Raw genomic sequence first — 25,993 nt, 5'->3', positions numbered from 1 at the left:
GGGCTCGCCGGACATTCGGGGTATAGCGCAGCCTGGTAGCGCGGCAGTTTTGGGTACTGCAGGTCGTTGGTTCGAATCCAGCTGCCCCGACCAGTCCCGAATTTGGTGTCCTCGGCCTTGATGTCTCTTCAGGCTGGATGTCTTCAGATTTGCGGGCCGCGATCCGGCCTCAGGACAGCACCCAATTCCCTAGTCGCCAAGCCAGCCAGCCAAGCGCGGAAATCCAGCCGACCATCGCGATCCCTACGATCCCCAGCCAGCAGAGCGCAAACAGCGATGTCCTGGGCTCTTGTGCCTCGGGAAGTTTCTCAGTCGTATCAAGTTGGCTCACAGCGTCCCCTTGCCTTGCGGCCTGCTGTTCATTGGTCTGCGCTTGCTCCTGATAATTCACCGGGCCCCCCTCCATCTCACGGGGACGTGAGACGATCCGGTTGTCCATGTCGGCGCGCGCGTCCTGCTGACGCGCCTGTCCTGTGCAGTGCGGGAAAGCCCTGCAACTCTTTGCAACTCAATCGGTTGCGGCCGTTCGGCCGGAAATCCATCTCGATGGACGCGTACCCTTTTCACCGCGCAGCAGCATGCACACGTCTTGCGAGTGTGCCTCCCGGGTGACACCTCGAATCGAGAACGCGTGGTAGTTGTTGCGCAGCATCTGTCGGGGAAATTATCCAATGAAAAAATTGCCACTCGCGATCGCCATTCTGGCGATGAGCGCCAGCAGCGCGTTTTCCGCCGATCTCGCCGCGCGTCCTTATACCAAGGCGCCGCCGATGATTGCTGCGATCTATGACTGGAGCGGCTTCTATATCGGCATCAACGGCGGTGGCGGCTCCGCTCACACCTGCTGGGACCTGATCGGTTTCGGCGCGGAAGGATGCCACAACTCGACCGGCGGTACCGTCGGTGGTCAGGTTGGCTATCGCTGGCAGTCGGCCAACTGGGTGTTCGGCCTCGAGGGGCAGGGCAACTGGGCTGACTTCTCGGGCAGCAACACCACGCCGGTTGGCGGCAACCCGCTTGGCGGCGGAAGCATCCGGACCCGGATCGACGCCTTCGGGCTGATCACCGGCCAGGTCGGCTATGCCTGGAACAACGTTCTCGTCTATGCGAAGGGCGGCGCTGCGGTCGTGAGCGACAAATACGACGCGATCTTCGCCGGTGCCGTGGTCGATACCGCCAAGGCAACGCGCTGGGGTGGCACGGTCGGTGCGGGCCTTGAGTTTGGCTTTGCGCCGAACTGGTCGGTCGGCGTCGAATATGACCACATCTTCCTCGATAGCCACGACACCGCGCTGACGGCGGTCCCTGGTGGTGGCGCTGGCGGCACCATTCACGTTCGCCAGGACGTCGACATGGGCCTGGTGCGCCTGAACTATCGCTTCGGCGGCCCGGTGATCGCCAAGTACTAAGTGAAGTACTGGGCAAGCCGGGGCGGCGGTCCGAGCCGCCCCGACCAACCCGCTCCTGATTGCTCGTGCTGATTTTTCGTCGCGCTCGCGACGCCTGATTTCGGCGCGGTTCGCGTTGAAGGGGAAGAGCAGGCGCTGAGATGGCGCCGAGCCAAATCTCCTTCAGGCGAAGCTTCCTTCAGGCGAGGTTCTCATGTCGATCAGTGCGATTGCTTCATCTTCCGCGGCGGTGACGGCAACGCCGTCAACATCAGCAAATTCGTCCTCGGCCGCTTCGTCGACTGCGGCAACATCATCGACGTCTGCGACGTCGTCGACATCAGCGACCTCGTCAACGTCGTCGACCTCATCCTCGCAATCGGCCGGCGGAAGCTCCGGCTCCGGCGGCAGCGGCGGCTCGTCCAAGACGGTCGTCAGCGAGGTCTCGACCACCGTCAACGGAATGACAACGACGACGATCACCTATTCCGACGGTACGACCGAGGTGGAGACGTCCCCCGCCAGCTCGCAAGCCAGTCAGGGCGGTCAGCCCGGACAGACCTACAATTCGCAAGGCGCTCTCAGCTCCAGCGCCAACAGCGCGTCGGCCCCGAGCAGCGGGGTCTGAACGGCGATCAATCGCTGACACCAGGGGCGCAGTCAAACGCGACGCCGAACCCTCAGCGTTTGTTCTTCGCGAGACGCGACTTCTGCGCGATTTTTGCTGGAATTAAAACAGGTTAACCGGCGCAGAATTACCAAAGCTTCATCGAACCTTTGGGCGTCGCCGCAGACATATGGATGTTGGGGATTTCAGCGCCCAATGACTAAACGGACGCCGCCAAGCGATGATACTCCGCTTGCGCGGCGTTGCGCTTTTTGAAGGGGCTCTTCAGTTCGAGGCGTACCAGCCTGCCGGGAACGGGATCAGCGGCCAAGCCGGATAATTGTCGTTGGCGCCTTTCGGCAATCTATCGGCGAGCGGCTTCGCAATTGGCGTCAGGGGCGGCGAAACCATCGCCAGTCGCAAATATACATTTTGCAAATTCATGATCATCAACCTGCACAGTTCAAAAATTCAGTCTGAGTTCGAAATCGCTACGCGCGCCTCGTAAATGGCGCCCTCATTCTCAAATCGCGCACACATCTTAGGAAAGATAGGCAAGCGTTTCAACCGGCAAGACACCACGTCGAGTAAGGTTGATCGGTTAGGTTAAGCGCGAGACGTCGTTGCGGCCGCCTTGGTGACTGTTATCAAACCAGTCCCGGCTTGCGACGATGGGCCATCAGCCAGCTCACACGACGTCACATTCGTCGCAGCGTTTCGTTTCGCGCGAGTTGTCCGTCATGGCTTTCGATCTCACCTCTAGAACTCTCCGTCCGCGGTCGAACTGGACCGAGATCTGGCACCTCTGGACCGTGATCGTGCCGCGCCGCTCGATCAATGGGCAGCTGGTCTATGGCAAGGTCTGGCGCCGCCATGACGGCCGCGACTGGATCTACAAGAAGTTCACCGAGTACGACGGCGAAGCGGCGGCCTGAGCTAGCGCCGCTTCCACGGGCTCAGGCAACCTTCAAGCAGCCTTGGCCGCCGTTGCCGCTGGCTTGGCCGGCGGCGGCTTCAGCGGCTTGTCCTGCCGCTTCGACCAGGAAATGTAATAGGCCACCGTCGTCATGATCGCGATGCCGGCGATTGAGACGAACAGCTGCGCGAACACCGAGCCCGAACTCATCGACAGCTCGAAATGTCCGACGAAGGACAGGAACACGCCGACGCAGAACACCGCGAGCGATTGCTGGCCGCAGACGATCACGGGATCGAAGATCTTCCACTCCAGGCCCGGCCAGTCCTTCGGCACGAAGCGGATCACCATGATCACGATCACGACGAAATGGATGAAGCGATAGGGCGCGAGGTTGGTCTTGTCGTTCGGGTTGAAGTACGAGAACAGCCATTCCGGGAACATGCCGGCGAGGGTCGGGAAGCGGCCGGCCATGGTCATCACCAGCGCGAACGCGAGATAACCGAGACAGAGCCACAGCGTGATCGGTGAGTTGATCACTGTCCCCGAGCGCCGCGCCCCGCCCATTGCGCACCAGGCGCCGAACACGAACAGCACCTGCCAAGCATACGGGTTGAAGTACCACTGGCCGGCCGGATAGGCGGTCAGATTCCAGCCGAAGTGCCGCGCGGAAAGCCACAGCACGATGGACACCGCCATCGTCAGGTCTGGCTTGCGCAGCATGAACCACAACACCGGCGGAAACAGGCCCATCAGCACGATGTAGAGCGGCAGCACGTCGAGATTGAGCGGCTTGAAGCGCAGGAACAGGCCCTGCCGCAGCGTCTCGGTGGCGTTGTCGACGAGGCCGGCGACGTTGAACTCGTTGATCATCTCGGAGTCGCCGAAGCGCAGCGCCAGATAGCTGATCGAGGCGATGTAGATCACGAACAGGATGATGTGGGCGACGTAGAGCTGCCAGACCCGCTTGGTGAGCCGGGTGGCGCCGACCAGGAAGCCGCGCTCCAGCATCATCCGCGCATAGACGAAGGAGGCGGTGTAGCCGGAGATGAAGACGAACAGGTCGGCGGCATCGGAAAAGCCGTAATTGCGCGTCGTGATCCAGTTCACGATGTTGTCGGGGATATGGTCGAGGAAGATCGCCCAGTTCGCGACGCCGCGAAACAGGTCGAGCCTGAGGTCGCGGCCTTTTTCGGGAAGGGTTGCGCTGATGTTCAGGAAGGCCATGCGACGGGAGCTTTCGAAGGGGACACTGGAAAACGCAGGCGCCGGCGGGACGGCCGTGGCTGCCCCGGGCTTCCCGCCGGGAGCGTGGCGGGTACGCAATTGTCACGGTGCAGCATAATGACTATACCCGTCGGTGAGATGACCGGGGGGCCGGAATCACCGATTTGGTCCCGAAAGGCGTCTCTATACTATGCCCACGGTTTCCACCAACTGCTACCGTGACGCATCAAAATCGAACGAAAAGACGAAGAGGCCGGACAGCCAATGACCGCACGCATTTTCAAGCCCGCCAAGAACGCGATGCAATCGGGCCGGTCCAAGACCAAGGAATGGCAGCTCGACTACGAGCCGGAGCAGCCGCGCGCGGTCGAGCCGCTGATGGGGTGGACCTCGTCCGGTGACATGAAGCAGCAGATCACGCTGCACTTCCACACCAAGGACGAGGCGGTCGCCTATTGCGAGCGCAAGGGCATCGCCTACCAGGTGATCGAGCCGAAGGAGTCGCTGCACCGGCAGGTCGCCTATGCCGACAATTTCTCGTTCCGGCGCGGCGAGCCCTGGACGCACTGAGCCCATCCCGGCGCCTGAGAGCTCTTGGCAGCGATTCCGCCGCGTGCTTCGCTCATCTGAGGCATGACGGGATCATGACGAGGTGGGGGTATGGCTGGGCGTCATCAGCTCGACGGCGTCGACTTGCGGATATTGTCCGAGCTCCAGCAGGACGGGCGCGTCCGCAACAACGAGCTGGCGCTGCGCGTCGGCGTCTCCGCGCCCAACTGCCTGCGGCGGCTGAAATCGCTGTTCAGCCGCGGCGTGATCCGGGCGGTGCGCGCCGTCATCGACGAGCGGCTGCTCGGCTATGAGGTGGTGTCGTTCGTCTCGATCCAGCTCGGCAGCCAGGCCCAGCCGGTGCTCGAGGCGTTCGAAAGCTCGATCGCCGCGATCCCGCGCATCCAGCAGTGCTGGCGGATTTCGGGCGATACCGACTATCTCCTCAAATGCGTGGCACCGAGCGTCGAGAGCATGCGCCAGCAGCTGCTGCACTTCGCGGCGATGCCGAACGTGAAGAACGTCCGCAGTTTCCCGGTGCTGGGCGTGGCCAAGGATGTGCCGCTGCCGGTCCAGGAGATCGCGACGGCATCGGCGGGGTAGGGCTGCTGACGCAGCTCTTTTCACAAAAATCCGAAGTGGTGGAGGTCGCGCGCATGGCCAATCCGATTCGGATAATGTCACAAAAGCTTAGTAACTAACCTAACTGTGACATGTGATTTAGGCAGTACTGCAATGCGCTGAACCGTGATTGTCGGTTCCGGTGCGCAGCCTACATCCGAGGTGTGAACCCTCAGCTTGCGTCGCATGCCGAGGCCTCTTTTGTGGGACCCTGAAGCAGGAAAAGACATATGACCCCGATTTCGAAGACGTTTGTCGCCTCCGCTGCGACGCTGTTTGCATCCGCGTTTCTTGTGTTGAGTGCGCCGGCCGCGAAGGCTGACGATTTCTGCATCACCAACGGCGCCCAGGCCGCTCACGGTTGCGGCTATCCGACCATGGAAGCCTGTCGGGCGGCGTCTGCCGGTATGGGCGGCTCTTGCTCGCAGGCCGGCGGCGCGAAGACCACCAACGACGCGCTCGCGTTCCAGCCGAAGCAGACGAAGCAGCCCAAGCTTCGTTCGGGGGCGCAGACCAACTCGAACTAAGTTCAGCGTCGAGATTGGTTTTGAAGCATTGCGGCCTCCGCGTTTGATCGCGGAGGCCGTAAGCGTTTGTAGGGCTCAGCGATACCTGCTGCGAAATTCGCGCGGCGAGGCGCCGGTCCAGCTGCGAAAAGCCCGGGAAAAGCTCTTTTCGTTGCGGAAGCCCGCGATCTCGGCGATCCGCTTGATCGGGGTGCGGCCGCGCATCAGTGCCTGCTTGGCGAGCTCGAGTTTTGCTTCTTCCTTGAGATTGCGTAGCGAGGTTGCTTCCTCGCGCAGGCGGCGGTGCATGGTGCGGGTGGAGAGCGCGAGCTCGCTTGCGATATCCTCCGCGCCGAGAATGCGTCCGCGCGCTTCGCGCAGCACGCGACGGACTCGCTCGACCAGGAGTCGGTCGCGGCGATAGGGCCGATAGGGCAGCACGGTGAGGCGCAACGCGCCCTTGAGCATGGTGTCGAGATCGGCGGGGCTGCGGGTGAGTGGCAGCGAGAGATAATGCTTGTCGAACGTGATGCTGGCATGGTCCGCGCGGAAGCGGACGGTTTTGCAGAAGATGGTCGGGTAGACCGACACGTGTTCGGGTTCGGGATAGGGGAATTCTGCGGCGCGGAGGGCGATGGCTGAATCGACCGCCCAGCAGGAAAAGCCGAGCACGTAGCGGAGCAGGGTGACCAAGCAGAACTCACGGAGGGCGCCGAGGTCGCGCTGCTCGCGAATGGAAACGGTCGCGGTGTCCTCGCTGGCCGAAAGCTCGAACAGCACGTCCTCGGTGAGCAGGCGGTGATGCCGGCACCAGCGCTTCAGCGCGACCTCCAGATTGGGCGCGGTGATCGAGGCGCGGCACAACATGCCATAGGTGCCGAAAGGCAGCCGGCGCGAGAACCAGCCGAGCGCCTCGTCGTCGAGCTCGCGCATGGCATGGCCGGCCAGCGCTTCGAACTGGGCGGCCGTCACGCGCCCCTCCATCGATTTGACGAGGTCTGGGAGCACCTGTCCCTTGGCCAGCGCCTCGGCCGGATCCTGCCCGTAGCGGGCGTAGGCGGCGACCACACCGCGCACGAAGGCGGCGGGGGTCATGGCGCGGCGGGGTGTCGCGGTCGCGGCTCGAAAGGGCATGGAAAATCCTCGCCAAACTTGGCGGAAAATGCAACCTTTTCGACCGCCACGGCGCCCGGGCGAAGGTAGGTTCGGGCGAGAATAAGAATTCGGAGGAATCGCCTTGAACATCCCGAGCATCGATTTCGATCTGGGCGACGACATCGGCATGCTGCGCGACACCGTGCGCGCCTTCGTCGAGGCGGAGGTCGCCCCGCGCGCTGCCGAGGTCGAGAAGGCCAATCTGTTCCCGGCCGACCTCTGGAAGCGTTTTGGCGATCTCGGCCTGCTCGGCATGACCGCGCCGGAGCAATATGGCGGCTCCAACATGGGCTATCTCGCCCACGTCGTTGCCATGGAGGAGATTTCGCGCGGCTCGGCCGCGGTGGGGCTGTCCTACGGCGCCCATTCCAACCTCTGCGTCAACCAGATCCGCCGCAACGGCAACGACGCGCAGCGGCAGCGCTATTTGCCCAAACTGATCTCCGGCGAATTTGTCGGCGCGCTCGCGATGTCCGAGCCCGGCGCCGGCTCCGACGTGGTCTCGATGAAGCTGCGTGCCGACAAGCGCGGCGACCGCTACGTGCTCAACGGCTCCAAGATGTGGATCACCAATGGCGGCGATGCCGACGTGCTCGTGGTCTATGCCAAGACTGATCCGGAGGCCGGCCCGCGTGGCATGACCGCGTTCCTCATCGAGAAGGATTTTAAGGGTTTCACCCACGGCCAGCATCTCGACAAGCTCGGCATGCGCGGCTCCAACACCTATCCCTTGTTCTTCGACGACTGCGAAGTGCCGGAAGAAAACGTGCTCGCCGGCGTCGGCGAGGGTGTCAAGGTGCTGATGTCCGGCCTCGACTATGAGCGCGCCGTCCTCTCCGGCGGTCCGCTCGGCATCATGGCCGCCTGCATGGACGCGGTGGTGCCCTACATGCACGAGCGCAAGCAGTTCGGGCAGCCGATCGGCGATTTCCAGCTGATGCAGGGCAAGCTCGCCGACATGTATTCGACCTGGCAGGCGACGCGCGCCTATGTCTATGCCGTGGGCAAGGCCTGCGACCGCGCCAACCACGCGCGCAGCTTGCGCAAGGATGCGGCCGCCGCGATCCTCTATTCCGCCGAGAAGGCGACGTGGATGGCGGGCGAAGCGATCCAGGCGCTCGGCGGCGTCGGCTACACCAGCGAGTTTCCGGTCGGACGTCTCTGGCGCGACGCAAAGCTCTACGAGATCGGCGCCGGCACCTCGGAGGTTCGCCGCATGCTGATCGGTCGCGAGCTGATGGCGGAAACGGCTTAAACCCTCCACGCAATTGCAATTGCCGCGAAACCTGTTCGCGGTCTCTCACCACATCACCAGAAACGCGGGACCCCATGCCGCTCCATTCCAGCATCGATCCATCGTCATCAGATTTCGCGCGCAATTCGGAAGCCATGCGCGGGCTCGTCGCCGATTTGCGTGACAAGCTCAGCCAGGTCGCCGGCGGCGGAGGCGAAGCCTCGCGCAACCGCCACACGTCGCGCGGCAAGATGCTGGCGCGCGAGCGCGTCGATCTCCTGGTCGATCCCGGGACGTCGTTCCTGGAGCTGTCGCCGCTGGCGGCCCACGGCCTCTATGGCGGTGACGTGCATTCGGCGAGCGTCGTCACCGGCGTGGGGCGTATCTCGGGCCGCGAATGTGTGATCGTCGCCAACGATGCCACCATCAAGGGCGGCACCTATTATCCGATGACCGTGAAGAAGCATCTGCGCGCGCAGGACATCGCGCGGCAGAACAATCTTCCCTGCGTCTACATGGTCGATTCCGGCGGCGCCTTCCTGCCGCTCCAGGACGAAATCTTTCCGGACGAGCGGCATTTTGGCCGCATCTTCTACAACCAGGCACAGATGTCGTCACAGGGCATCCCGCAGATCGCGATCGTGATGGGCTCCTGCACGGCCGGCGGCGCCTATGTGCCGGCGATGTCGGACGAGAGCATCATCGTGCGGAATCAAGGCACCATCTTCCTCGGCGGTCCGCCGCTGGTGAAGGCCGCGACCGGCGAGGTGGTGACCGCGGAAGAGCTCGGCGGCGCCGACGTGCATTCGCGGCAGTCGGGCGTGACCGATCATTATGCCCAGAACGACGCGCATGCGATCGGTATCGCGCGGCGGATCGTCGGTACGCTCAAGCCGTCGACGCGGCCGAACCTGAACATGCATCCGCCGCGCGACCCGCTGTTTGCAGCAGAAGAGATCTACGGCGTGGTGCCCGTCGATGGCCGCAAGCCGTTCGACGTCCGCGACATCATCGCCCGCGTCGTCGATGGCTCGGAGTTTGACGAGTTCAAGAAGCTTTACGGCACGACGCTGATCTGCGGCTTCGCCCATGTCTGGGGCTATCCGGTCGGCATCATCGCCAACAACGGCATTCTGTTCAGCGAGAGTTCGCTGAAGGGCGCGCATTTCATCGAGCTGTGCTGCCAGCGCGGCATCCCGCTGGTGTTCCTCCAGAACATCACGGGCTTCATGGTCGGCAAGAAATACGAGGCCGGCGGCATCGCGCGCGACGGCGCCAAGCTGGTCACGGCGGTTGCGACTGCCTCGGTGCCGAAATTCACCGTCGTGATCGGCGGCTCCTACGGCGCCGGCAATTACGGCATGTGCGGCCGTGCCTATAGCCCGCGCTTCCTCTGGATGTGGCCGAACGCGCGCATCTCGGTGATGGGCGGCGAGCAGGCCTCGATGGTGCTGAGCCAGGTCCGCCGCGACAATATCGAGGCCAAGGGCGATAGCTGGTCGAAAGAAGAGGAAGACAAATTCCGCAACCCCATTCGCGCGCAATATGAGAGCCAGGGGCACCCGTATTACGCGACCGCGCGTCTCTGGGACGACGGTGTGATCGATCCAGCCGACACAAGACTCGTGCTCGGGCTTGGCCTCTCGGCGGCGTCGAATGCGCCGATCGAGCCTACGAAATTCGGCCTGTTCAGGATGTGATGCGATGGACCGTTCAAAGCTCTACCGGCGTTTTCGCACGCTCCTGATCGCCAACCGCGGGGAGATCGCTTGTCGCGTCATCCGCACTGCGCGGGCCATGGGGCTGCGCACTGTCGCGGTGTATTCCGAGGCCGACCGCGATGCCATGCATGTCGCGCTCGCCGACGAAGCCGTGCTGCTCGGGCCGGCGCGTGCGCGCGACAGCTATCTCAATGTCGAGCGGCTGATCGAGGCTGCGCGCAAGACCGGCGCGGAGGCCGTGCATCCCGGTTACGGCTTCCTGTCGGAAAATGCCGAGTTCGCGCAGGCCTGCTTCGATGCCGGCCTGGTGTTTGTCGGCCCGACCGCCGCGATGATGACGGCGATGGGATCAAAATCCGGCTCGAAAGCGCTGATGGAGAAAGCCGGCGTGCCGCTGGTGCCCGGCTATCACGGCGAGGCCCAGGACGAGGCGACGCTTGCGAAGGCGGCTGAGAAGGTCGGCTTCCCTGTGCTGGTCAAGGCGTCCGCCGGCGGCGGCGGACGCGGCATGCGCATCGTGCGCTCGGCGGCCGAGCTTGGGCCGGCGATCGTCAGCGCCAAGCGCGAGGCCAAGGCCGCGTTCGGCGACGATCGCATGCTGATCGAAAAATATGTCGACAATCCCCGGCACATCGAGGTGCAGGTGATCGGCGACAGCCATGGCAATCTGTTGTCGCTGTTCGAGCGCGAATGCACGTTGCAACGCCGGCACCAGAAGGTGATCGAAGAAGCGCCGTCGCCGACGCTCAATCCCGCGCAGCGCGAGACCGTCTGCGCCGCCGCGCGAAAAGCGGCCGGAGCCGTCAACTATGTCGGCGCCGGCACCATCGAGTTCGTCTCCGACGGCAAGGATGTGTTCTTCATCGAGATGAACACCCGCCTCCAGGTCGAGCACCCCGTGACCGAGCTGATCACCGGCGTCGATCTCGTCGAGTGGCAGCTGCGCGTCGCCTTCGGCGAGGCATTGCCGCTGAAGCAGGACGAGATCCGGCTCAACGGCCACGCCATTGAGGCGCGCGTCTACGCCGAAAACCCGACCAAGAACTTTATGCCGTCGGTCGGCAAGATCTCGACATGGCGGCTGCCGGCGGAGACCGGAGGTTTGCGTATCGACGCCGGCTATCGCGAGGGCGATGCGGTGTCGCCTTACTACGATGCGATGCTGGCCAAGATGATCGCATGGGCACCGACGCGGGATGTCGCGATCGAGCGGCTCAACCGCGGGCTGGAAGATTCCGACGTCCGCGGCATCGTCACCAACATCCCGTTTCTGTCGGCGCTGATCACGCATCCAAAAGTGCGGGCGAATGCGATCGACACTGGGTTTATCGAGCGTGAGCTGGCGGTCCTGACTTCAGCGGCACCGGCGCCCGGTGAACTCGAGCTCTGTGCGGCGGTGGCCGCGATCGTCAACGACGAGCGCAAGACCGCGCAGAACTCGCCGTGGCACACCTTTGGCTGGATGCCGGTGGGCCGCCGCCAGCGAGGGTTTTCTTTCCGTGTCGGGCATGGGCCGGAACATAAGATCACGTTGAATTACGGCAGTGGCCCGTCGACGCTGGTGATCGGCGAGCGCGAGCTGGCGTTTGCCGTCGTGCCAAAGGACGGTGGCTTCGACCTGACGCTTGACGGCGTGAAGTCACAGGTCGCCGCTGTCATCGACGGCCACGAGCTGTATTTGCGCACGCGCAACGGGCGGTTCGATCTGCACTGGGTCGATCCGTTCGGCGGCGAGACCGAGGAGCAGGCCGGCGCGGACAAGATCGCGGCACCGCTGCCGGGCACGGTCGTCGCCGTGCTCGCGGAGGAGGGTGCCAGCCTCGAGAAGGGCGCGCCGATCCTGACGCTGGAGGTGATGAAGATGGAGCAGACGCTGCGCGCGCCCTATGCCGGCGTGCTGAAGTCCATCAAGTGCAAGGTCGGCGACATCGTCCAGGAGGGCGTCGAGCTCGCCGTGGTCGAAGCTTCCGGTGAGTGACATGAGCGATCCCGTACGCATCATCGAAATGGGGCCGCGCGACGGCCTCCAGAACGAGAAGACGCCCGTCAGCGTCGAGGCGCGGATTGCTTTCGTCGAGGCGCTGGTGGCAGCCGGCTTGCACACCGTCGAGGTCGGGGCGTTCGTCTCGCCCAAGGCGATCCCGCAGATGGCAAGCTCGGATGCCGTGCTGCGCGGCGTTGCCCACGTGAAGGGCGCCGAATTCCACGTGCTGGTGCCGAACGAGAAGGGCTATGACGCCGCGCGCTCGGCGGGTGCGCAGGTCGTCTCCGTGTTCGCCGCGGCCTCTGAGGGCTTTTCGCGGGCCAACATCAATTGCACGGTCGTGGAGTCCATCGAGCGCTTCAAGCCGGTGCTGGCGCGCGCCAAGGCGGATTGCGTCAGAGTGCGCGGCTATATCTCCTGCGTGCTGGGCTGTCCCTTCGACGGCGAGATCAAGCCCAGGGCGGTCGCCGATCTCGCCACGACGTTGTGGGATCTCGGCTGCTACGAGATTTCGCTCGGCGACACCATCGGCGTCGGCACGCCGACCAAGGCCAAGGAGATGCTGCGCGCGGTGAGCGCCAATATCCCGGCGGCCAAGCTCGCGATGCACTTCCACGACACCTACGGCCAGGCGCTCGCCAATCTCTACGTCGGCCTGGAGGAGGGCGTCCGCGTCATCGACGCCGCCGCCGGCGGCCTCGGCGGCTGTCCGTACGCTCCCGGTGCGACTGGCAATGTCGCGACCGAGGATGTCGTCTACATGCTGGAGGGTATGGGGATCAGGACCGGCGTGGACATGGAGAAGCTGCTGACGGCGACGAATGCGATGAGCGGTGTGCTGGGCAAGCCGCCTGTGAGCCGCGTTGCATCGGCGCTGAACGCGAAGAAGAGGCGGGCGGCGTCGTAACTCCCGTAGGGTGGGCAGAGGCGCGTAGCGCCGTGCCCACCATCTCTCAACGATCGCAATTCCAAATGGTGGGCACGCTTCGCTTTGCCCACCCTACGGCAGTTGTGATTGCCTCTACCTGCTTCCGTCCGGCCCCATCACCAGGTCCGGCAGTGCGGTCGATATTCCCGGCACGAGGCAGAGCAGCAGCACCGCGCCCATCATCAAGAGCACGAAGGGCAGAGTGCCCCAGATCACCTCGCTCAGCGGAATATCCGGCGCGACGTTGCGGATGACGAAGATATTCAACCCCACAGGCGGATGGATCAGCCCCATCTCCATCACGATGGTCATGACCACGCCGAACCAGATGATGTCGAAATTGGCCGCCCGTAAGGGGGGCAGGATGATCGGTGCGGTCATGAGAATAATCGAGACCGGCGGCAAGAAGAAGCCGAGCACGACCACCATCACGAGGATCGCGAACAGCAGGCCCCAGCGCGGCAGGTGCATCGCGACGACGGATTCGGCGGCCGATTGCGAGATGTGCAGATAGCTCATCACGTAGGAATAGAGCAGCGACATGCCGATGATCATCATCAGCATGGTCGATTCCCGGATCGTCGACTTCATGATGGGCGCAAGGTCGCTCGGCCGCCAGACACCGTAGATCGCCGCGATCAGCGCCAGCGCCAGCAGGCCGCCGAGGCCGGCGGTCTCCGACGGAGTGGCATAGCCGCCATAGAGCGCGGCCATCACGCCGGTCAGCAGCAGGACGAAGGGCAGCACGCGCGGCAGGACGCTGAAGCGCTCGGCGAGTGTGTACTCGTCACGGGCCAGGATGGCGGCCTCGGGGCCGCCCTTCTTGTAGATCGCTTCAGCAGCGGCATATTCCTTGCGGAAGTGGATCACCGCATAGGCGCCGAACAGCGAGACCAGCAGCAGGCCGGGCCCGATGCCGGCGAGGAACAGCCGTCCGAGTGATTTTTCGGCGGCAACCGCGAACAGGATCATGGTGATCGAGGGCGGCAACAGGATGCCGAGCGTGCCGCCGGCGGCGATGATCCCCGCGGCAAAACCGCCGGAATAGCCGCGCTTGCGCATCTCGGGGATGCCGGCCGAGCCGATTGCCGAGCAGGTCGCGGGCGACGAGCCCGCCATCGCTGCAAACAGCGCGCAGGCGAAGACGTTCGCAACGCCCAAGCCGCCGGGCACGCGGTGCAGCCAGGCGTGCAGCGCCGAGTAGAGATCCTGGCCGGCGCGCGACTTGCCGATCGCCGCGCCTTTCAGGATGAAGAGCGGGATCGACAGCAGCGTGATCGAGGCCATCTCCTCGTAGACGTTCTGCGTCACCGTATCCAGCGAAGCGGCGGGCATGTAGATGCCCATGAACACGACAGCGACGGCGCCAAGGGCAAAGGCAATGGGCATGCCCGAGAACATGGCAACCAGTGTCGCGAAGCCGTAGGCGAGGCCGATACCGAAAACGCTCATGGCCGCCTGGCTCCAGCGAAGGGCAGCGCAAGCTGCACGAGAACCTGCACGCAGAGCAGGCTCATGCCGAACGCCATCAGCGAATAGGGGATGGCGAGCGGCGGTGACCACATCGAGTTCGAGACCTGGCCGTCGACGTAAGCTTCATGCGCCAGCGTCCAGGATTTCCAGGTGAAGAACGCACAGAACAGAAGCGTCACCACGTCGACGAACCAGAGCCGGGCCTTGTTTGCCAGCGGCGAGAGCAGGCCGACGAAGGCCTCGATGCCGATATGACCGCGGTTCTGCTGCACATAGGCCGCGGACATGAAGGTGGCGCCGACCAGCAGGAACACGGCGGCCTCGTCCTGCCAGTAATTGGCGGCGTGGAACAGCGCGCGGCTGAGCACGCTGTAGCTCAGGATGGCGCAGGCAGCGACCAGCGCGAGTGATGCGAACACGACGATGATGCGGTTGAGGACGGCGAGGCCGCGATCGAGCGCCGCCGCAAGGCCTGTGCTTGCGGCAGCGGTCGCCTGGTCGTCACGATCCGGAAGCGGACCGTGGATCATGCTGAGACGTCGGAGGCGAGCTTGAGCAAATTCGCCGCGGTCGCGGTCTTGGCGCCGTAATCCTTCCACGCGGTGTCGCGGGCGATATCGCGCCACTTGCCGACGGTCGCGGCATCGAGTGCGCTGACCTTGGCACCGGCCTTCTCATAGACCTTGGCGACCTCGACATCATCGTCCTGCGCGCCCTGCCGGCCGAAGGTCTCGAGCTCCTCGCCGACAGCGAGCAGGATGTCCTGCTGGTTCTTCGGCAGCTTGTCGAAGATCGCCTTCGACATCATCAGCGGCTCGAGCATGAACCAATACGAAGCACCAGCGCCCGAGGTCAGCGACTTCGCGACCTCTTCGAGGCGGAACGAGATCAGGCTGGTGGAGGAGGTGATGCCGGCATCGCAGGCGCCGGTCTGCATCGCCGCGTAGATTTCGTTCGAGGGCACCGACAGCACCGAGGCGCCCGCGGTCTGGAGCACCATGTCCATTTCGCGCGAGCCGCCGCGCACCTTCATGCCCTTGGCATCTTCCGGCGATACGATCGCCTTGGAGCGGCTGGCGACGCCGCCGGCCTGCCACACCCAGGAGAGCAGGATGATGCCCTTGTCGGCGAGGAAGTCGGTCAGCGCCTTGCCGACCGGCTCTTTCTTCCAGCGCATGCCCTGGTCGTAGGTGGTGACCAGGCCGGGCATCAGGCCGATATTGGTCTCCGGCAATTCGCCGCCGGCGTAGGGCATTGGATAGAGCGAGATGTCGAGCGCGCCCTTTCGCATCGCGGAGAACTGCGCATTGGTCTTGATCAGCGAGGAGTTCGGATAGATTTCAGCCGCGATATCGCCATTGCTGCGCTTGGCGACTTCGGCTGCGAACATGCGACAGAGCCGGTCGCGGAAATCGCCCTTGTCGATGGTGCCGCCCGGGAATTGGTGCGAGATCTTCAGCGTGGTCGCGGCGTGTGCGGTGCCGATGCCGAAACGGAGAATGGCGGGTGCTGCGACGGCGGTCGCGAGCAGGTTGCGGCGGCTAAGCATGACTTGATCCCCTTGGACTGTTCTTGTTGGCACGATCGGGTTTTGAGGCCGGCCTCGGGGCCCATCCTAGCCGGTCTTCCACCCGATATTCTCTCATCTGATAGTTCGAGACCGAATGCCGCGGCAAGTGTTGGCCTTGCTGCGCTGCACACTTGCGGTCACTGCCGGTTTGAGAAACCGGCGGTGCCACTGCGCACGAGATTGCGGCGAACACGCGGACGGCGGACACCACAAATTTGTCAGTGACGACGTAACAAAGCCGGCCGTCCATCCGTCGAGATTGAATAGCGGCGTCCGTCGCTAGCAAACCTCATTCGAAGGACAATGAATCATGACCATTCGCACCCGCATCGTGCTCGGCGTCTCGGCTGCCGCTCTCTCGCTTGGCCTCGCGCTTTCGCCGGCCGCCTTTGCTCAGGACAAGATGGGCAAGGACGATGGCATGATGAAGAAGGACACGATGTCCAAAGACGGCATGAAGAAAGACACCATGTCCAAGGACGACGGCATGAAGAAGGACACGATGTCGAAGGACGGGATGAAGAAGGACGATGGGATGATGAAGAAGAACTGATCTCGCGCCGTGATGCCGGGACGCCTCGACGAGGCGAGCCCGGCGTTTCGCGATTTCGGTTTGGTTGTCTGTCATCGGGCCACGCTTTCGCGCGGGCCCGGCAAGACCGTCCCGTCGTGACGCGTGAACGGAGGCGTGCCTCAGTTCAATTTCAATTGAACGTTACTTGTGAACGTTACTTGCGCTTGGCCTTGCGGGCGGCGTAGCGGGCGTCACGCTTGGCCTTTTGCTCAGCCTCGGCTTCAGCCGCCTTTGCGGCCGATTCTTCCGCTTCACGAGCGATCCGCGCGGCTTCGAGGGCCGCGGCTTCTTCGTCGCGACGCTTCTGCTCGGCCTTTTCCACCTCGCGCAAAGCCTTTGCCTCGGCGCGCTTGACCGCGAGGGCCTCGCGCTCGGCACGCTTCGCCACAACCGCGGGATCATCGGGCCCGGGCTGCGATTTGAATTTGTTTAAAAGATTCTTGCGCGCTTCCTGCGCCGCCTTTTGCCGGTCTGAAAACCCGGGTTCCCTAAATCCACTCACGGGCCTTGCCTTCCTCGCTTTCAATCTTACATCATTGCCTGTTGGTACGTCGGCTGGGCATAGCAGGCACCACGCGACGCAGATGCGTGTACATCCGCGCGCGCCGCAACGCCACCCATATTCGCAGCCGATCAGGTAGACGAAAATTCGCTGTACCAGCCGATCCCTTCGTAGCCCGGAAAAACTGCCGAATTGTGATGTCCCTCATAAGGGGCCACGGAGGCGGCGCCTAGCGTTCGCCCCGATACGAGACGGAGCACGGGCATGTCTTTCTTCCGGCTGAGCCTGAAGGCGCTCGCAATCATCTTTGCGGTGGCGGCAGTGGCCGGCGCAGCGTTGCTGCTCGCCCGTCCGCAACCGATCGAGAATGCCGTTCTGGGGACCGGCTGGGAGTGCAGCCGGACCGCGTTCGTGCTGACGACTTGCGCGCCGCGGGTCCAGCAGGCGATCCCGGCGGTCGAAACCTCGGGCAAGGAGGCGGTCAGGCCCACCAGGGGCTGAGGGGGATGTGACGCGACGTCGCGGAGGTGATAAAGCCGCCGCTCCAAGCGACAAGGTCGTCATGTCCAACGAACCAGCCAAGCCTGAATCAGCCAAGCCTGAACCAGCCGAAAAGCCCAAATCAGCGCCAAAGCCCCAATCCGGCGACAGCCGCCGCGGCGCCATCGCGGGGTTGATCATTGCCGCCGTGATTCTGGGCGTCGGCCTGTGGCTCGCCCGGGACCTTACCGCCGCCAGCAAGCTGCAGGATTGCCTGATGTCGGGGCGCAGCAACTGCAACGTGATCGAGCCGGCCCGCTAGCAGCATTCCCGGGACACATCCGGACGAAAAATTGCCGCGATCTTAAACATTTGTAACGGGACTTGGCTGATCAAGCAGGTCAGTTTTGTCAGCCGGCATCAGCCAGGCGCGATCCGAATCGTCTATCGCGCGTGGACCACGGCAATCGAGAGAATAGGGGTCAAGCACGCATGAGTGCGTCCAGCCGCATGAAGATCATCATTCCCTTGGTTTCGGCCATGTCATTGCTCGCGCTTTCGGCGCAAGCGCAGGACGCAGGTCCGAAAAGAGACGGCCAGGGGCCGGGCGCCGGTGCGCCGCCCCAGAACAATCAGCAGAACATGCGCAAGGGTCCCCCGCCGCAGCAGGCGGCCCGGCCAGGGCCTCAGCCCGGCGGCCCTGTTCACGCCGGTCCCGGTCCCGGTGCTGGTCCGCACGGTCCTGGTGGCCCGCCCCCTGGACGCTATGCGCGCGGCCCTGTGCCGGCGCGCGACTGGGGCGGACACGCCTATCGCGGCAACCTCGCCTGGGATGGCGGGCGCTGGCGCCATGAGGTCCACAACGGCCGTCCCGGCTGGTGGTGGGACGTCGGCGGCGTCTGGTATTATTATCCGCAGCGGATGGACGGCCCGCCCGCCTATATCTCCGAAGATTATGCTGACGACGTGCCGATGGCCTACGCACCACCGCCGGTCGCCTATGAACCGGCACCGCCGCCGCCTCCACCGGTCGATCCTGGCGCGAGTGCGCTGGGCGGCGCCATCGTTGGCGGTGTGCTCGGCGGGCTGATTTCCGGCAGAGCCTCGGGTGCAGCAGCGGGCGCCGTGATCGGCGGCGCCACCGGCGCGATCGCCGGCGCTACCGCAGCCTCACGTCCCGGCTACTATCTGGCCGAGGGCGTTTGCTACTACCGCTATCCGAGCGGCCAGTATGTGCAGGCCGATCCGCGCGCCTGCTACTGAGCCGTGAAGCGAAATCCGAATTGAATGAGGCGGGCGCGATGCCCGCCTCATTTGTTTCTGGATGTCACAAGCGCCGTGTTTTTGCGGATGAATCCTTGCGGCGGCGCACAACAACTGCCTTAAATTTCGACTGGCGCTTCCTTCCGCATCACGCGATTGATCAAAGAAAAAAATGGAGACGTGAGTCGAAGGGGACAGAAACATGTTGGATGCAGTTCAGATCAGCTTGGCGCTATGGGCCATGATCGTTTGCGGGGGGATCAAGGCAGTGCAGATCGTGCACTACCTGTTCTGACGCGCGAACGAGAGAGCGTGGCGCGGTGTTGTCGCGCTCTAGGAAACAAGCCAGTTCAGGAACGCCATCACGGCCCAGACCAGAGCGCCGATCCAGACCGTCATCACGATGGCGATGGTTGCGAGAAAGGCGAGGCCGTGCAGGTCGGCTTTGCGCGATGATGCCGCCGCGTCAGCCTGTGCTGCGGCTTCAGCTTCCTGGGTCATGAGGGGAACAGCCATCGATCCTGTGTCGCTTTCTGTGGAGCGCTGTGCTGCTGTTTAGCGGACGCGCCGGGCCGCGGCTGTGATGCAATTCACAGATCACCGCTTCGTGCGCGCGGCTTGAGCCGTTTGAAACCGCCAGTGCAATTCCCTATGGGCCACAATTTTAGCGTGCCGAAAGCGTCGAAAACACGCCTCGTACTCCGCATTCATACGGACAAATTTGCCACGTACTTGTCCAGATCGCCCGGTTAGAGTCGGCCTCATGTGTACCAAGTACGATGCGCAGCATGAAGCCGAGGCGGCGATGAAGCGCGCCGCAGCGTCAGAGGGCGCCGACCGGCAAAGACTCATCGAAATCGCCCTGGCCTGGTTTCAACTCGCCCGCGATCGGCGCGATGACGAGCGGACGGACTGATCGCGTCTCCACCAATGCCAAGAAGCGGACGCGTTGTGTGATCCAGGGGCAGCCTTCAACGGCGGCAGGCTCGCAGGTAGGAACATCCGATCTGGACCTGCGTTAGCTGGCTATGACCGATCCCGAGTTGCGCGCACAGTCTTTCGAGATTGCCTGGAGATATCTCGACCAGTCCGGGCTGCTCTCCGGCGAGCATCAGGATTCAGCCCGCTTCATCCTGAACAGGATCGACCGCATGATGCTGCGTGGCGAACGGCGCAGGCTACTGCTGTCAAACGCCGCGATCGAGGCCTACCGGTTGCGGCCTGTGCTCGTAACCATGAATGCATGATCGATCCGCGGCCGAACGAGGCTTCTGGTCGCTGCCACCCGCCAGCGACCGAACGGCGAAAGCAAGTTGATACTGGCTTGCCGCCACATCCATAATGGACGTTTGCGCCACCTCGAGGCGTTTTGCGATCCCGCCTGCGCTCAGGTCCACGACCGCGTCCATCGCCAAAAAAGACATTGCGATGACGGCGGCTCCGGCCGCAACGGCAATTCCTGTCCATTCGGATGACGGCATCACAAAACCCTTCGACACCTATCTTGCATGCCGGATAGGTAGGGTTCTCTGGTCGTCTGGACAGGCCTGTGCACGCGTTCTTGAAGTGCGACAGATTTGCAAAGCGTTGAGGGCTTGGCGATCCCGGCAGGAATCGAACCTGCAACCCTCAGAGTAGAAATCTGATGCTCTATCCAGTTGAGCTACGGGACCGTCTGGCGCCAGCCTCGGTTTGGGGGGCGGGCTGTTCATCTACCATGCCAATAGGAAATATCTGGTGTTTCGCCAAGCCTGAACCGAACCGTTTTCCTCAAAGCTGCGACAAAGCGGAACGGCGGAGTGTCAGGGTGCCGGGTTGAGCGGCCGCGGACTGGACGATGGTTCACATCGCCGGGAACGCTGGCTAGCTTCCGGGACACGGCCGCCGGTCGACTGGCCTGGTATTGCTGCGCCGTTAGGACGGTGGGTGCGGCGGTATCTTGATCGGTCTCCTCTGGGCTTGGCTTGCCATGGCGCATGCGACGTTTTGCTATCCTGGTTCCATCGCCTTGAGTCGGTCACCTTTCCGAGCATTTCATTGCCTGCCGCGGCGTTCGTCCGCGCTTCCTGGAGTTTCCGTCATGATCGGTCTGGTTCGCGCCGTCACAATCTGCGCAACGCTTTGCTTTGGGCTGGTTTCAGCACAGGCCGCCGACAAGGCGTTCAAGCGTGACGATCTCGCCGATTCCGCAATCAAGCTGGAGGCCCAGATCAAGAGCGAAGCGGGGCCGGTCGCCAAGTCCGGCGCGACGCTGCGCACCGATGCCGACGCCGCCTTCAGGCGCAACGATTTCCGCACCGGCCTGTCGGTGCTCGGCCAGATCGCGGCGACCGCGCCGGAGGACGCCGGCAACTGGCTGCGGCTCGCAAAAGTCATCTTCCAGATCACGCCGAAGAGCTCGAGCGAGCAGACCTTCCTGCTGGAGCGGGCCTCGACCGCCGCCTACGTCGCTTATCAGCGCGCCGGCAATCCGGGCGAGGAGGCGGACGCGCTCGCGGTGCTCGGCAAGTCGCTCTCCGAACGAAAACTGTGGCGGCCGGCGCTGGATGCATTGCGGCTGTCGCTCGACATGCGCGAGGTCGCTGACGTCCGCGGCCAATACGAGAAGATGCGCGACGAGCACGGTTTTCGGCTGCTCGACTACACCGTGGACTCGGATTCGGCGAGCCCGCGCGCCTGCTTCCAGTTCTCCGAAGAGCTTGCGAAGCGCACTGATTTCGCTCCGTTCCTGGCGCTCGCGGGCCAGGACAAGCCGGCGCTGTCGGCCGAAGGCAAGCAGCTCTGCGTCGACGGGCTGAAGCATGGCGAGCGCTACAACATCAATCTGCGCGCCGGCCTGCCGTCGACGGTGAAGGAAGGCCTGCCGAAATCGGCCGAGTTCAACATCTATGTGCGCGACCGCAAGCCCTTCGTGCGCTTCACCAGCCGCGCTTATGTGCTGCCGAAAACCGGCCAGCGCGGCATTCCCGTGGTCAGCGTCAACACGCCCGCGGTCAACGTCAACGTATTCCGGATCGGCGATCGCAATCTGATCAACACGGTGGTCGACAGCGATTTCCAGAAGACGCTGTCCAAGTATCAGCTCTCGGATCTCGGCGATGAGCGTGGTGTCAAGGTCTGGTCCGGCGAGCTTGCGACCGCGATGACGCTGAACCAGGACGTCACCACCGCATTCCCGGTCGACCAGGCGCTCGGCGAGCTGCAAGCAGGCGTCTATGTGATGACGGCTGCGGCCAAGGGCCCGGGCTCGGACGACGACTCCCAGCTCGCCACGCAATGGTTCATCGTCTCCGATCTCGGGGTAACAGCCTATTCCGGCAATGACGGCATCCATGTCTTCGTGAACTCGCTGGCTTCGACCGATCCGGTCGGGAAGGCCGAGGTACGGCTGGTCGCGCGCAACAACGAGATTTTGGCGACCCGCAAGACCGACGACTCCGGCCATGTCCTGTTCGAGGCGGGGCTTGCACGCGGCGAGGGCGGGCTGTCGCCGGCGATGCTGACGGTCACGGGCGAGAAGGCCGACTACGCCTTTCTCAGCCTGAAAACCTCCGCCTTTGACCTGTCCGATCGCGGTGTCGCGGGCCGCGTGGTGCCATCAGGCGCCGATGCCTTCGTCTATGCCGAGCGCGGCGTCTACCGCTCCAGCGAGACGGTCTATCTCACCGCGCTGTTGCGCGACGGGCAGGGCAATGCCGTGATAGGTGGCCCGCTGACGCTGGTGATCGAGCGCCCCGACGGCGTTGAATTCCGCCGCGCCGTGCTGCCCGACCAGGGTGCTGGCGGGCGTACGCTCTCCGTGCCGCTCAACTCCGCCGTTCCGACCGGCACCTGGCGCGTGCGCGCCTTCACCGATCCGAAGGGCTCCTCGGTCGGCGAGACCACCTTCATGGTCGAGGACTACGTTCCCGATCGGATCGAATTCGACTTGTCTGCCAAGGACAAGCTGATCAAAGCTAACGCTCCTGTGGAGCTTAAGGCCGACGGCCATTTCCTCTATGGCGCGCCGGCCTCGGGCCTCCAGCTCGAGGGCGATATGCTGATCGCGCCCGCGAGCGAACGCCCGGGCTTTGCCGGCTACCAGTTCGGCGTCGATGACGAACAGACCACCTCGAACGAACGCACGCCGCTGGAGAACTTGCCGGAAGCCGACGCCAACGGCGTTGCGACCTTCCCGGTGACGATGGACAAGCAGCCAGCCTCGACGCGTCCGCAGGAGGCGCAGATTTTTGTCCGCATGGTCGAGACCGGTGGTCGCGCCGTCGAGCGCAAGCTCGTGCTGCCGGTTGCGCCCGCCGCCGCCATGATCGGCATCAAGCCGCTGTTCGGCGACAAGAACGTTGCCGAGGGCGACAAGGCCGAGTTCGACATTGTCTTCGTCTCGCCCGAGGGCAAGACGTTGCCCCGCGATGGCTTGCGCTACGAGCTCCTGAAAATGGAGTCGCGCTACCAGTGGTATCGCCAGAACAATTACTGGGAGTACGAGCCGGTCAAGTCGACCTCGCGCGTTTCTGACGGCGACGTCACGATAGCGACCGACAAGCCATCGCGCGTTTCGCTTAACCCCCAGCCCGGCCGTTACCGGCTCGACGTCAAGTCGAACGATGCGGACGGCCCGGTGACCTCAGTGCAGTTCGATGTCGGCTGGTATTCCGACGGCAGCGCCGACACGCCGGACCTGCTGGAGACCTCGATCGATAAGCCGCAATACGCCTCCGGCGACACCATGACGGTGTCGGTCAATGTCCGCACGCCCGGCAAGCTCACCATCAACGTGCTCGGCGACCGCCTGCTGACGACGCAGACCATCGACGTCAAGGAAGGCACCGCGCAGGTGAAGCTCCCGGTCGGCAAGGATTGGGGCACCGGCGCCTATGTCGTGGCGACGCTGCGCCGTCCGCTCGATGCCGCCGCGCAGCGCATGCCGGGCCGGGCGATCGGATTAAAGTGGTTCGGGATCGACAAGCAGACCCGTACGCTGCAAGTGAAGCTGACGCCGCCGGCGCTGATCCGGCCCAATGCGACGCTGAAAATCCCGGTCAAGCTCGACGGGCTCAATCCGGGTGAGGATGCGAAGGTGGTCATCGCCGCGGTCGATGTCGGCATTCTCAACCTCACCAATTACAAGCCGCCGGCGCCGGACGATTACTATCTCGGCCAGCGCCGCCTCAGCGCGGAGATCCGCGATCTCTATGGGCAACTGATCGACGGCATGTCGGGCACCCGCGGTCAGATCAAATCCGGTGGCGATGCCGGTGCTGCCGAGCTTCAGGGCTCGCCGCCCGCGCAGAAGCCGTTGGCGCTGTATTCCGGCATCGTGACCGTTGGCGCAGACGGCACTGCGGAAGTGAGCTTCGACATTCCCGAGTTCGCCGGCACCGCACGCGTCATGGCGGTGGCGTGGACCGCGACAAAGCTCGGCCGCGCCAACACCGATGTCGTGATCCGCGATCCCGTGGTGCTGACCACGACCCTGCCGCGTTTCCTGCTTAATGGCGATCACGGCACAGCCAATCTCGAGATCGACAATGTCGAGGGACAGGCCGGCGACTACATCATCAACGTCAAGACGGGCGGCCCAGTGAAGATGACCGGCAATCCCGCAACCACGGTCAAGCTCGCAGCCAAGCAGCGCAATTCGTTCTCGCTGGCGCTCGACGCGACAGCGGCGGGGCAGGCCACGCTCGATGTCGACATCAAGGGGCCGAACGGGCTTGCGCTCGCGCGGCACTATGCATTCGACGTCAAGGCGGCGACGCAAGTGCTGGCACGGCGCTCGATCCGGACGCTGGCAAAGGGCGAGAGCCTGACGCTGACCTCGGATATGTTCTCCGATCTCGTGCCGGGCACCGGCAGCGTCTCGGTGTCGGCGAGCCTGTCGACCGCGCTCGATGCGGCGACGATTCTGAAAGCGCTCGACCGCTATCCCTATGGCTGCTCGGAACAGATCACCAGCCGCGCCATGCCGCTGCTCTATGTCAACGATCTCGCGGCCGGGGCACATCTGGCGATGGACACTGAGGTCGACCAGCGCATCCGCGATGCGATCGAACGGCTTTTGGCTCGTCAGGGGTCCAATGGCTCATTCGGCCTGTGGTCGGCCGGCGGCGACGATGCCTGGCTCGACGCCTATGTCACGGACTTCCTGACCCGCGCCCGCGAAAAGGGCTTTGTGGTGCCGGACGTGCTGTTCAAGAACGCGCTCGATCGCGTCCGCAACTCCGTCGTCAACGGCAACGAGCCGGAGAAGGACGGCGGGCGCGATCTCGCCTACGGCCTCTACGTGCTCGCCCGCAATGGTGCAGCGCCGATCGGCGATCTCCGTTATCTCGCCGACACCAAGCTGAGCAATCTGGCAACGCCGATTGCGAAATCACAGCTTGCGGCAGCGTTGGCCTTGGTTGGTGACCGCAATCGTGCGGAACGCGTCTATGGTGCCGCCCTCGACAGCCTTGCGCCGAAGCCGGTGCTGGAGTTCGGCCGCACCGATTACGGCTCGCAGCTTCGCGATGCTGCGGCGTTGGTATCGCTTGCCAGCGAGGGCAATGCGCCCAAGGCGACGCTGACGCAGGCGGTGTTGCGGGTCGAGACCGCGCGCGGGCTGACACCGTATACATCCACGCAGGAAAATGCGTGGCTGGTGTTGGCGGCGCGGGCGCTGGCCAAGGAAAACCTCTCGATCGAGGTCGACGGGCAGTCGGTCAAGACCGCACTATATCGCAGCTACAAGGCCGCGACGCTGGAGGGCAAGCCGCTGAAGATCACCAACACCGGCGATGCGCCGGTGCAGGCGGTGATCTCGGTGTCGGGCTCGCCGGTCACGCCGGAACCGGCAGCGTCCAACGGCTTCAAGATCGAGCGCAATTACTTCACGCTCGACGGCAAGCCCGCCGACATCAGCAAGGTCAAGCAGAACGACCGCTTTGCGGTGGTGCTGAAGATCACCGAGGCCAAGCCTGAGTACGGCCACATCATGGTGTCCGACTATCTGCCGGCCGGCCTCGAGATCGACAACCCGAAGCTGGTGTCGTCGGGCGACAGCGGCACGCTGGACTGGATCGAGGACGGCCAGGAGCCGGAGGATACCGAATTCCGCGACGACCGCTTCACAGCGGCCGTCGACCGGGCCTCGGATTCCAAGGCGGTGTTCACGGTCGCCTATATCGTGCGTGTGGTGTCGCCCGGCAAATACGTGCTGCCGCAAGCCTATGTCGAGGACATGTACAACCCCTCGCGTTATGGACGCACCGGCACGGGCAATGTCGAGGTGCGGGCGGCGAAGTGAGTGATGGCGC

The 25,993-nt window shown here is 63.9% G+C and carries 25 protein-coding genes and 2 tRNA genes; 16 read left to right on the top strand and 11 right to left on the bottom strand.

The features are described from left to right. The first annotated feature begins 16 nt into the window (after window positions 1-16). Window positions 17-93 (top strand) — tRNA-Pro (locus tag UB31_RS07575). 76 nt (window positions 94-169) lie between these two features. Here the strand turns inward: UB31_RS07575 and UB31_RS07570 are convergent. Then, entirely contained in the window at window positions 170-439 is a 270-nt protein-coding gene (locus tag UB31_RS07570) for an RNA-binding protein (RefSeq protein WP_245305958.1), read from the bottom strand. Between the two features lie 232 nt (window positions 440-671). On the opposite strand from UB31_RS07570, the gene UB31_RS07565 reads away from it, so the two are divergent. Next, window positions 672-1,409, top strand: coding sequence for an outer membrane protein (locus UB31_RS07565; RefSeq protein WP_045010408.1), 738 nt, complete (start codon window positions 672-674; stop codon window positions 1,407-1,409). Between the two features lie 162 nt (window positions 1,410-1,571). On the opposite strand, the gene UB31_RS41255 is transcribed toward UB31_RS07565, so the two are convergent. After that, entirely contained in the window at window positions 1,572-1,871 is a 300-nt protein-coding gene (locus UB31_RS41255; RefSeq protein WP_045010407.1) for a hypothetical protein, read from the bottom strand. A gap of 409 nt (window positions 1,872-2,280) precedes the next feature. After that, entirely contained in the window at window positions 2,281-2,439 is a 159-nt protein-coding gene (locus tag UB31_RS42075; protein ID WP_197090780.1) for a hypothetical protein, read from the bottom strand. A 296-nt stretch (window positions 2,440-2,735) separates the two neighbouring features. Here UB31_RS42075 and UB31_RS07555 point away from each other — a divergent pair, with 296 nt between their 5' ends. Continuing rightward, complete coding sequence (locus UB31_RS07555) at window positions 2,736-2,930, top strand: hypothetical protein (protein ID WP_045010437.1); 195 nt, start codon at window positions 2,736-2,738, stop codon at window positions 2,928-2,930. 32 nt (window positions 2,931-2,962) lie between these two features. Here the strand turns inward: UB31_RS07555 and UB31_RS07550 are convergent, their stop codons facing one another. Beyond that, window positions 2,963-4,138, bottom strand: coding sequence for an OpgC domain-containing protein (locus UB31_RS07550; RefSeq protein ID WP_045010406.1), 1,176 nt, complete (start codon window positions 4,136-4,138; stop codon window positions 2,963-2,965). A gap of 264 nt (window positions 4,139-4,402) precedes the next feature. Between UB31_RS07550 and UB31_RS07545 the strand changes: the two genes are divergently transcribed. The 3 genes from UB31_RS07545 (at window position 4,403) to UB31_RS07535 (ending at window position 5,835) form a co-directional block, all read left to right on the top strand. After that, window positions 4,403-4,708, top strand: a complete 306-nt coding sequence (locus tag UB31_RS07545) for an ETC complex I subunit (protein ID WP_045007229.1) — start codon at window positions 4,403-4,405, stop codon at window positions 4,706-4,708. Window positions 4,709-4,798: 90 nt separating this feature from the next. Next, complete coding sequence (locus UB31_RS07540; RefSeq protein ID WP_045010405.1) at window positions 4,799-5,290, top strand: Lrp/AsnC family transcriptional regulator; 492 nt, start codon at window positions 4,799-4,801, stop codon at window positions 5,288-5,290. Between the two features lie 248 nt (window positions 5,291-5,538). Further along, a complete protein-coding gene (locus UB31_RS07535) occupies window positions 5,539-5,835 on the top strand; it encodes a DUF3551 domain-containing protein (RefSeq protein ID WP_045010404.1) in 297 nt (98 codons plus the stop codon). A 75-nt stretch (window positions 5,836-5,910) separates the two neighbouring features. Here the strand turns inward: UB31_RS07535 and UB31_RS07530 are convergent, their stop codons facing one another. Continuing rightward, window positions 5,911-6,948, bottom strand: a complete 1,038-nt coding sequence (locus UB31_RS07530) for an AraC family transcriptional regulator (RefSeq protein WP_045010403.1) — start codon at window positions 6,946-6,948, stop codon at window positions 5,911-5,913. 148 nt (window positions 6,949-7,096) lie between these two features. Between UB31_RS07530 and UB31_RS07525 the strand changes: the two genes are divergently transcribed. The 4 genes from UB31_RS07525 to UB31_RS07510 all read left to right on the top strand — a co-directional run bounded on the left by UB31_RS07525 (window position 7,097) and on the right by UB31_RS07510 (window position 12,815). Further along, on the top strand, window positions 7,097-8,224 hold the full coding sequence (locus tag UB31_RS07525; RefSeq protein ID WP_156175234.1) for an isovaleryl-CoA dehydrogenase: 1,128 nt from the start codon (window positions 7,097-7,099) through the stop codon (window positions 8,222-8,224). A 74-nt stretch (window positions 8,225-8,298) separates the two neighbouring features. Then, a complete protein-coding gene (locus tag UB31_RS07520) occupies window positions 8,299-9,903 on the top strand; it encodes a carboxyl transferase domain-containing protein (RefSeq protein WP_045010401.1) in 1,605 nt (534 codons plus the stop codon). A gap of 4 nt (window positions 9,904-9,907) precedes the next feature. Further along, entirely contained in the window at window positions 9,908-11,902 is a 1,995-nt protein-coding gene (locus tag UB31_RS07515; RefSeq protein WP_045010400.1) for an acetyl/propionyl/methylcrotonyl-CoA carboxylase subunit alpha, read from the top strand. A 1-nt stretch (window position 11,903) separates the two neighbouring features. Continuing rightward, complete coding sequence (locus UB31_RS07510; RefSeq protein WP_045010399.1) at window positions 11,904-12,815, top strand: hydroxymethylglutaryl-CoA lyase; 912 nt, start codon at window positions 11,904-11,906, stop codon at window positions 12,813-12,815. A gap of 114 nt (window positions 12,816-12,929) precedes the next feature. Here the strand turns inward: UB31_RS07510 and UB31_RS07505 are convergent, their stop codons facing one another. The 3 genes from UB31_RS07505 to UB31_RS07495 are packed head-to-tail and all read right to left on the bottom strand — an operon-like array spanning window position 12,930 to window position 15,858. Continuing rightward, entirely contained in the window at window positions 12,930-14,288 is a 1,359-nt protein-coding gene (locus UB31_RS07505; protein ID WP_045007237.1) for a TRAP transporter large permease, read from the bottom strand. Beyond that, the gene (locus UB31_RS07500; RefSeq protein WP_045007238.1) at window positions 14,285-14,839 is read right to left on the bottom strand and encodes a TRAP transporter small permease; all 555 of its coding nucleotides are present in this window, start codon (window positions 14,837-14,839) and stop codon (window positions 14,285-14,287) included. The genes UB31_RS07505 and UB31_RS07500 overlap by 4 nt, the downstream gene beginning before the upstream one ends. Beyond that, window positions 14,836-15,858 carry a TRAP transporter substrate-binding protein gene (locus UB31_RS07495; RefSeq protein ID WP_045010398.1) on the bottom strand — a complete coding sequence of 341 codons (1,023 nt, stop codon included), beginning with the start codon at window positions 15,856-15,858 and terminating at the stop codon, window positions 14,836-14,838. Before UB31_RS07495 ends, UB31_RS07500 begins: the two co-directional genes overlap by 4 nt. 331 nt (window positions 15,859-16,189) lie before the next feature. Between UB31_RS07495 and UB31_RS07490 the strand changes: the two genes are divergently transcribed. Further along, on the top strand, window positions 16,190-16,432 hold the full coding sequence (locus UB31_RS07490) for a pentapeptide MXKDX repeat protein (protein WP_045007240.1): 243 nt from the start codon (window positions 16,190-16,192) through the stop codon (window positions 16,430-16,432). 175 nt (window positions 16,433-16,607) lie between these two features. Here UB31_RS07490 and UB31_RS07485 read toward each other — a convergent pair whose 3' ends face one another. Next, the gene (locus tag UB31_RS07485) at window positions 16,608-16,955 is read right to left on the bottom strand and encodes a DUF6481 family protein (RefSeq protein ID WP_045010397.1); all 348 of its coding nucleotides are present in this window, start codon (window positions 16,953-16,955) and stop codon (window positions 16,608-16,610) included. A 264-nt stretch (window positions 16,956-17,219) separates the two neighbouring features. On the opposite strand from UB31_RS07485, the gene UB31_RS07480 reads away from it, so the two are divergent. From UB31_RS07480 to UB31_RS07470, 3 genes are all read left to right on the top strand, one after another. Continuing rightward, a complete protein-coding gene (locus tag UB31_RS07480; RefSeq protein ID WP_045010396.1) occupies window positions 17,220-17,456 on the top strand; it encodes a hypothetical protein in 237 nt (78 codons plus the stop codon). A gap of 61 nt (window positions 17,457-17,517) precedes the next feature. Next, complete coding sequence (locus UB31_RS07475) at window positions 17,518-17,757, top strand: hypothetical protein (RefSeq protein WP_045007243.1); 240 nt, start codon at window positions 17,518-17,520, stop codon at window positions 17,755-17,757. 170 nt (window positions 17,758-17,927) lie between these two features. Continuing rightward, window positions 17,928-18,698: a hypothetical protein gene (locus tag UB31_RS07470; protein ID WP_045010395.1), complete on the top strand. Its 771-nt coding sequence runs from the start codon at window positions 17,928-17,930 to the stop codon at window positions 18,696-18,698. A gap of 333 nt (window positions 18,699-19,031) precedes the next feature. Here UB31_RS07470 and UB31_RS41250 read toward each other — a convergent pair whose 3' ends face one another. Then, window positions 19,032-19,214, bottom strand: coding sequence for a hypothetical protein (locus UB31_RS41250; protein ID WP_156163309.1), 183 nt, complete (start codon window positions 19,212-19,214; stop codon window positions 19,032-19,034). Window positions 19,215-19,726: 512 nt separating this feature from the next. On the opposite strand from UB31_RS41250, the gene UB31_RS07460 reads away from it, so the two are divergent. Further along, the gene (locus tag UB31_RS07460) at window positions 19,727-19,945 is read left to right on the top strand and encodes a hypothetical protein (RefSeq protein ID WP_045007246.1); all 219 of its coding nucleotides are present in this window, start codon (window positions 19,727-19,729) and stop codon (window positions 19,943-19,945) included. 349 nt (window positions 19,946-20,294) lie between these two features. Here the strand turns inward: UB31_RS07460 and UB31_RS07455 are convergent. Continuing rightward, a tRNA-Arg gene (locus UB31_RS07455) sits at window positions 20,295-20,371 on the bottom strand. Window positions 20,372-20,778: 407 nt separating this feature from the next. Here UB31_RS07455 and UB31_RS07450 point away from each other — a divergent pair. Beyond that, window positions 20,779-25,983 (top strand): alpha-2-macroglobulin family protein, encoded by a 5,205-nt coding sequence (locus UB31_RS07450; RefSeq protein ID WP_045010394.1) that lies wholly within the window; start codon window positions 20,779-20,781, stop codon window positions 25,981-25,983. Window positions 25,984-25,993: the final 10 nt, after the last annotated feature.

Source organism: Bradyrhizobium sp. LTSP849 (assembly GCF_000938255.1).
Taxonomy (GTDB): Bacteria; Pseudomonadota; Alphaproteobacteria; order Rhizobiales; family Xanthobacteraceae; genus Bradyrhizobium.
This window is presented reverse-complemented; position numbering and strand designations above follow the sequence as displayed.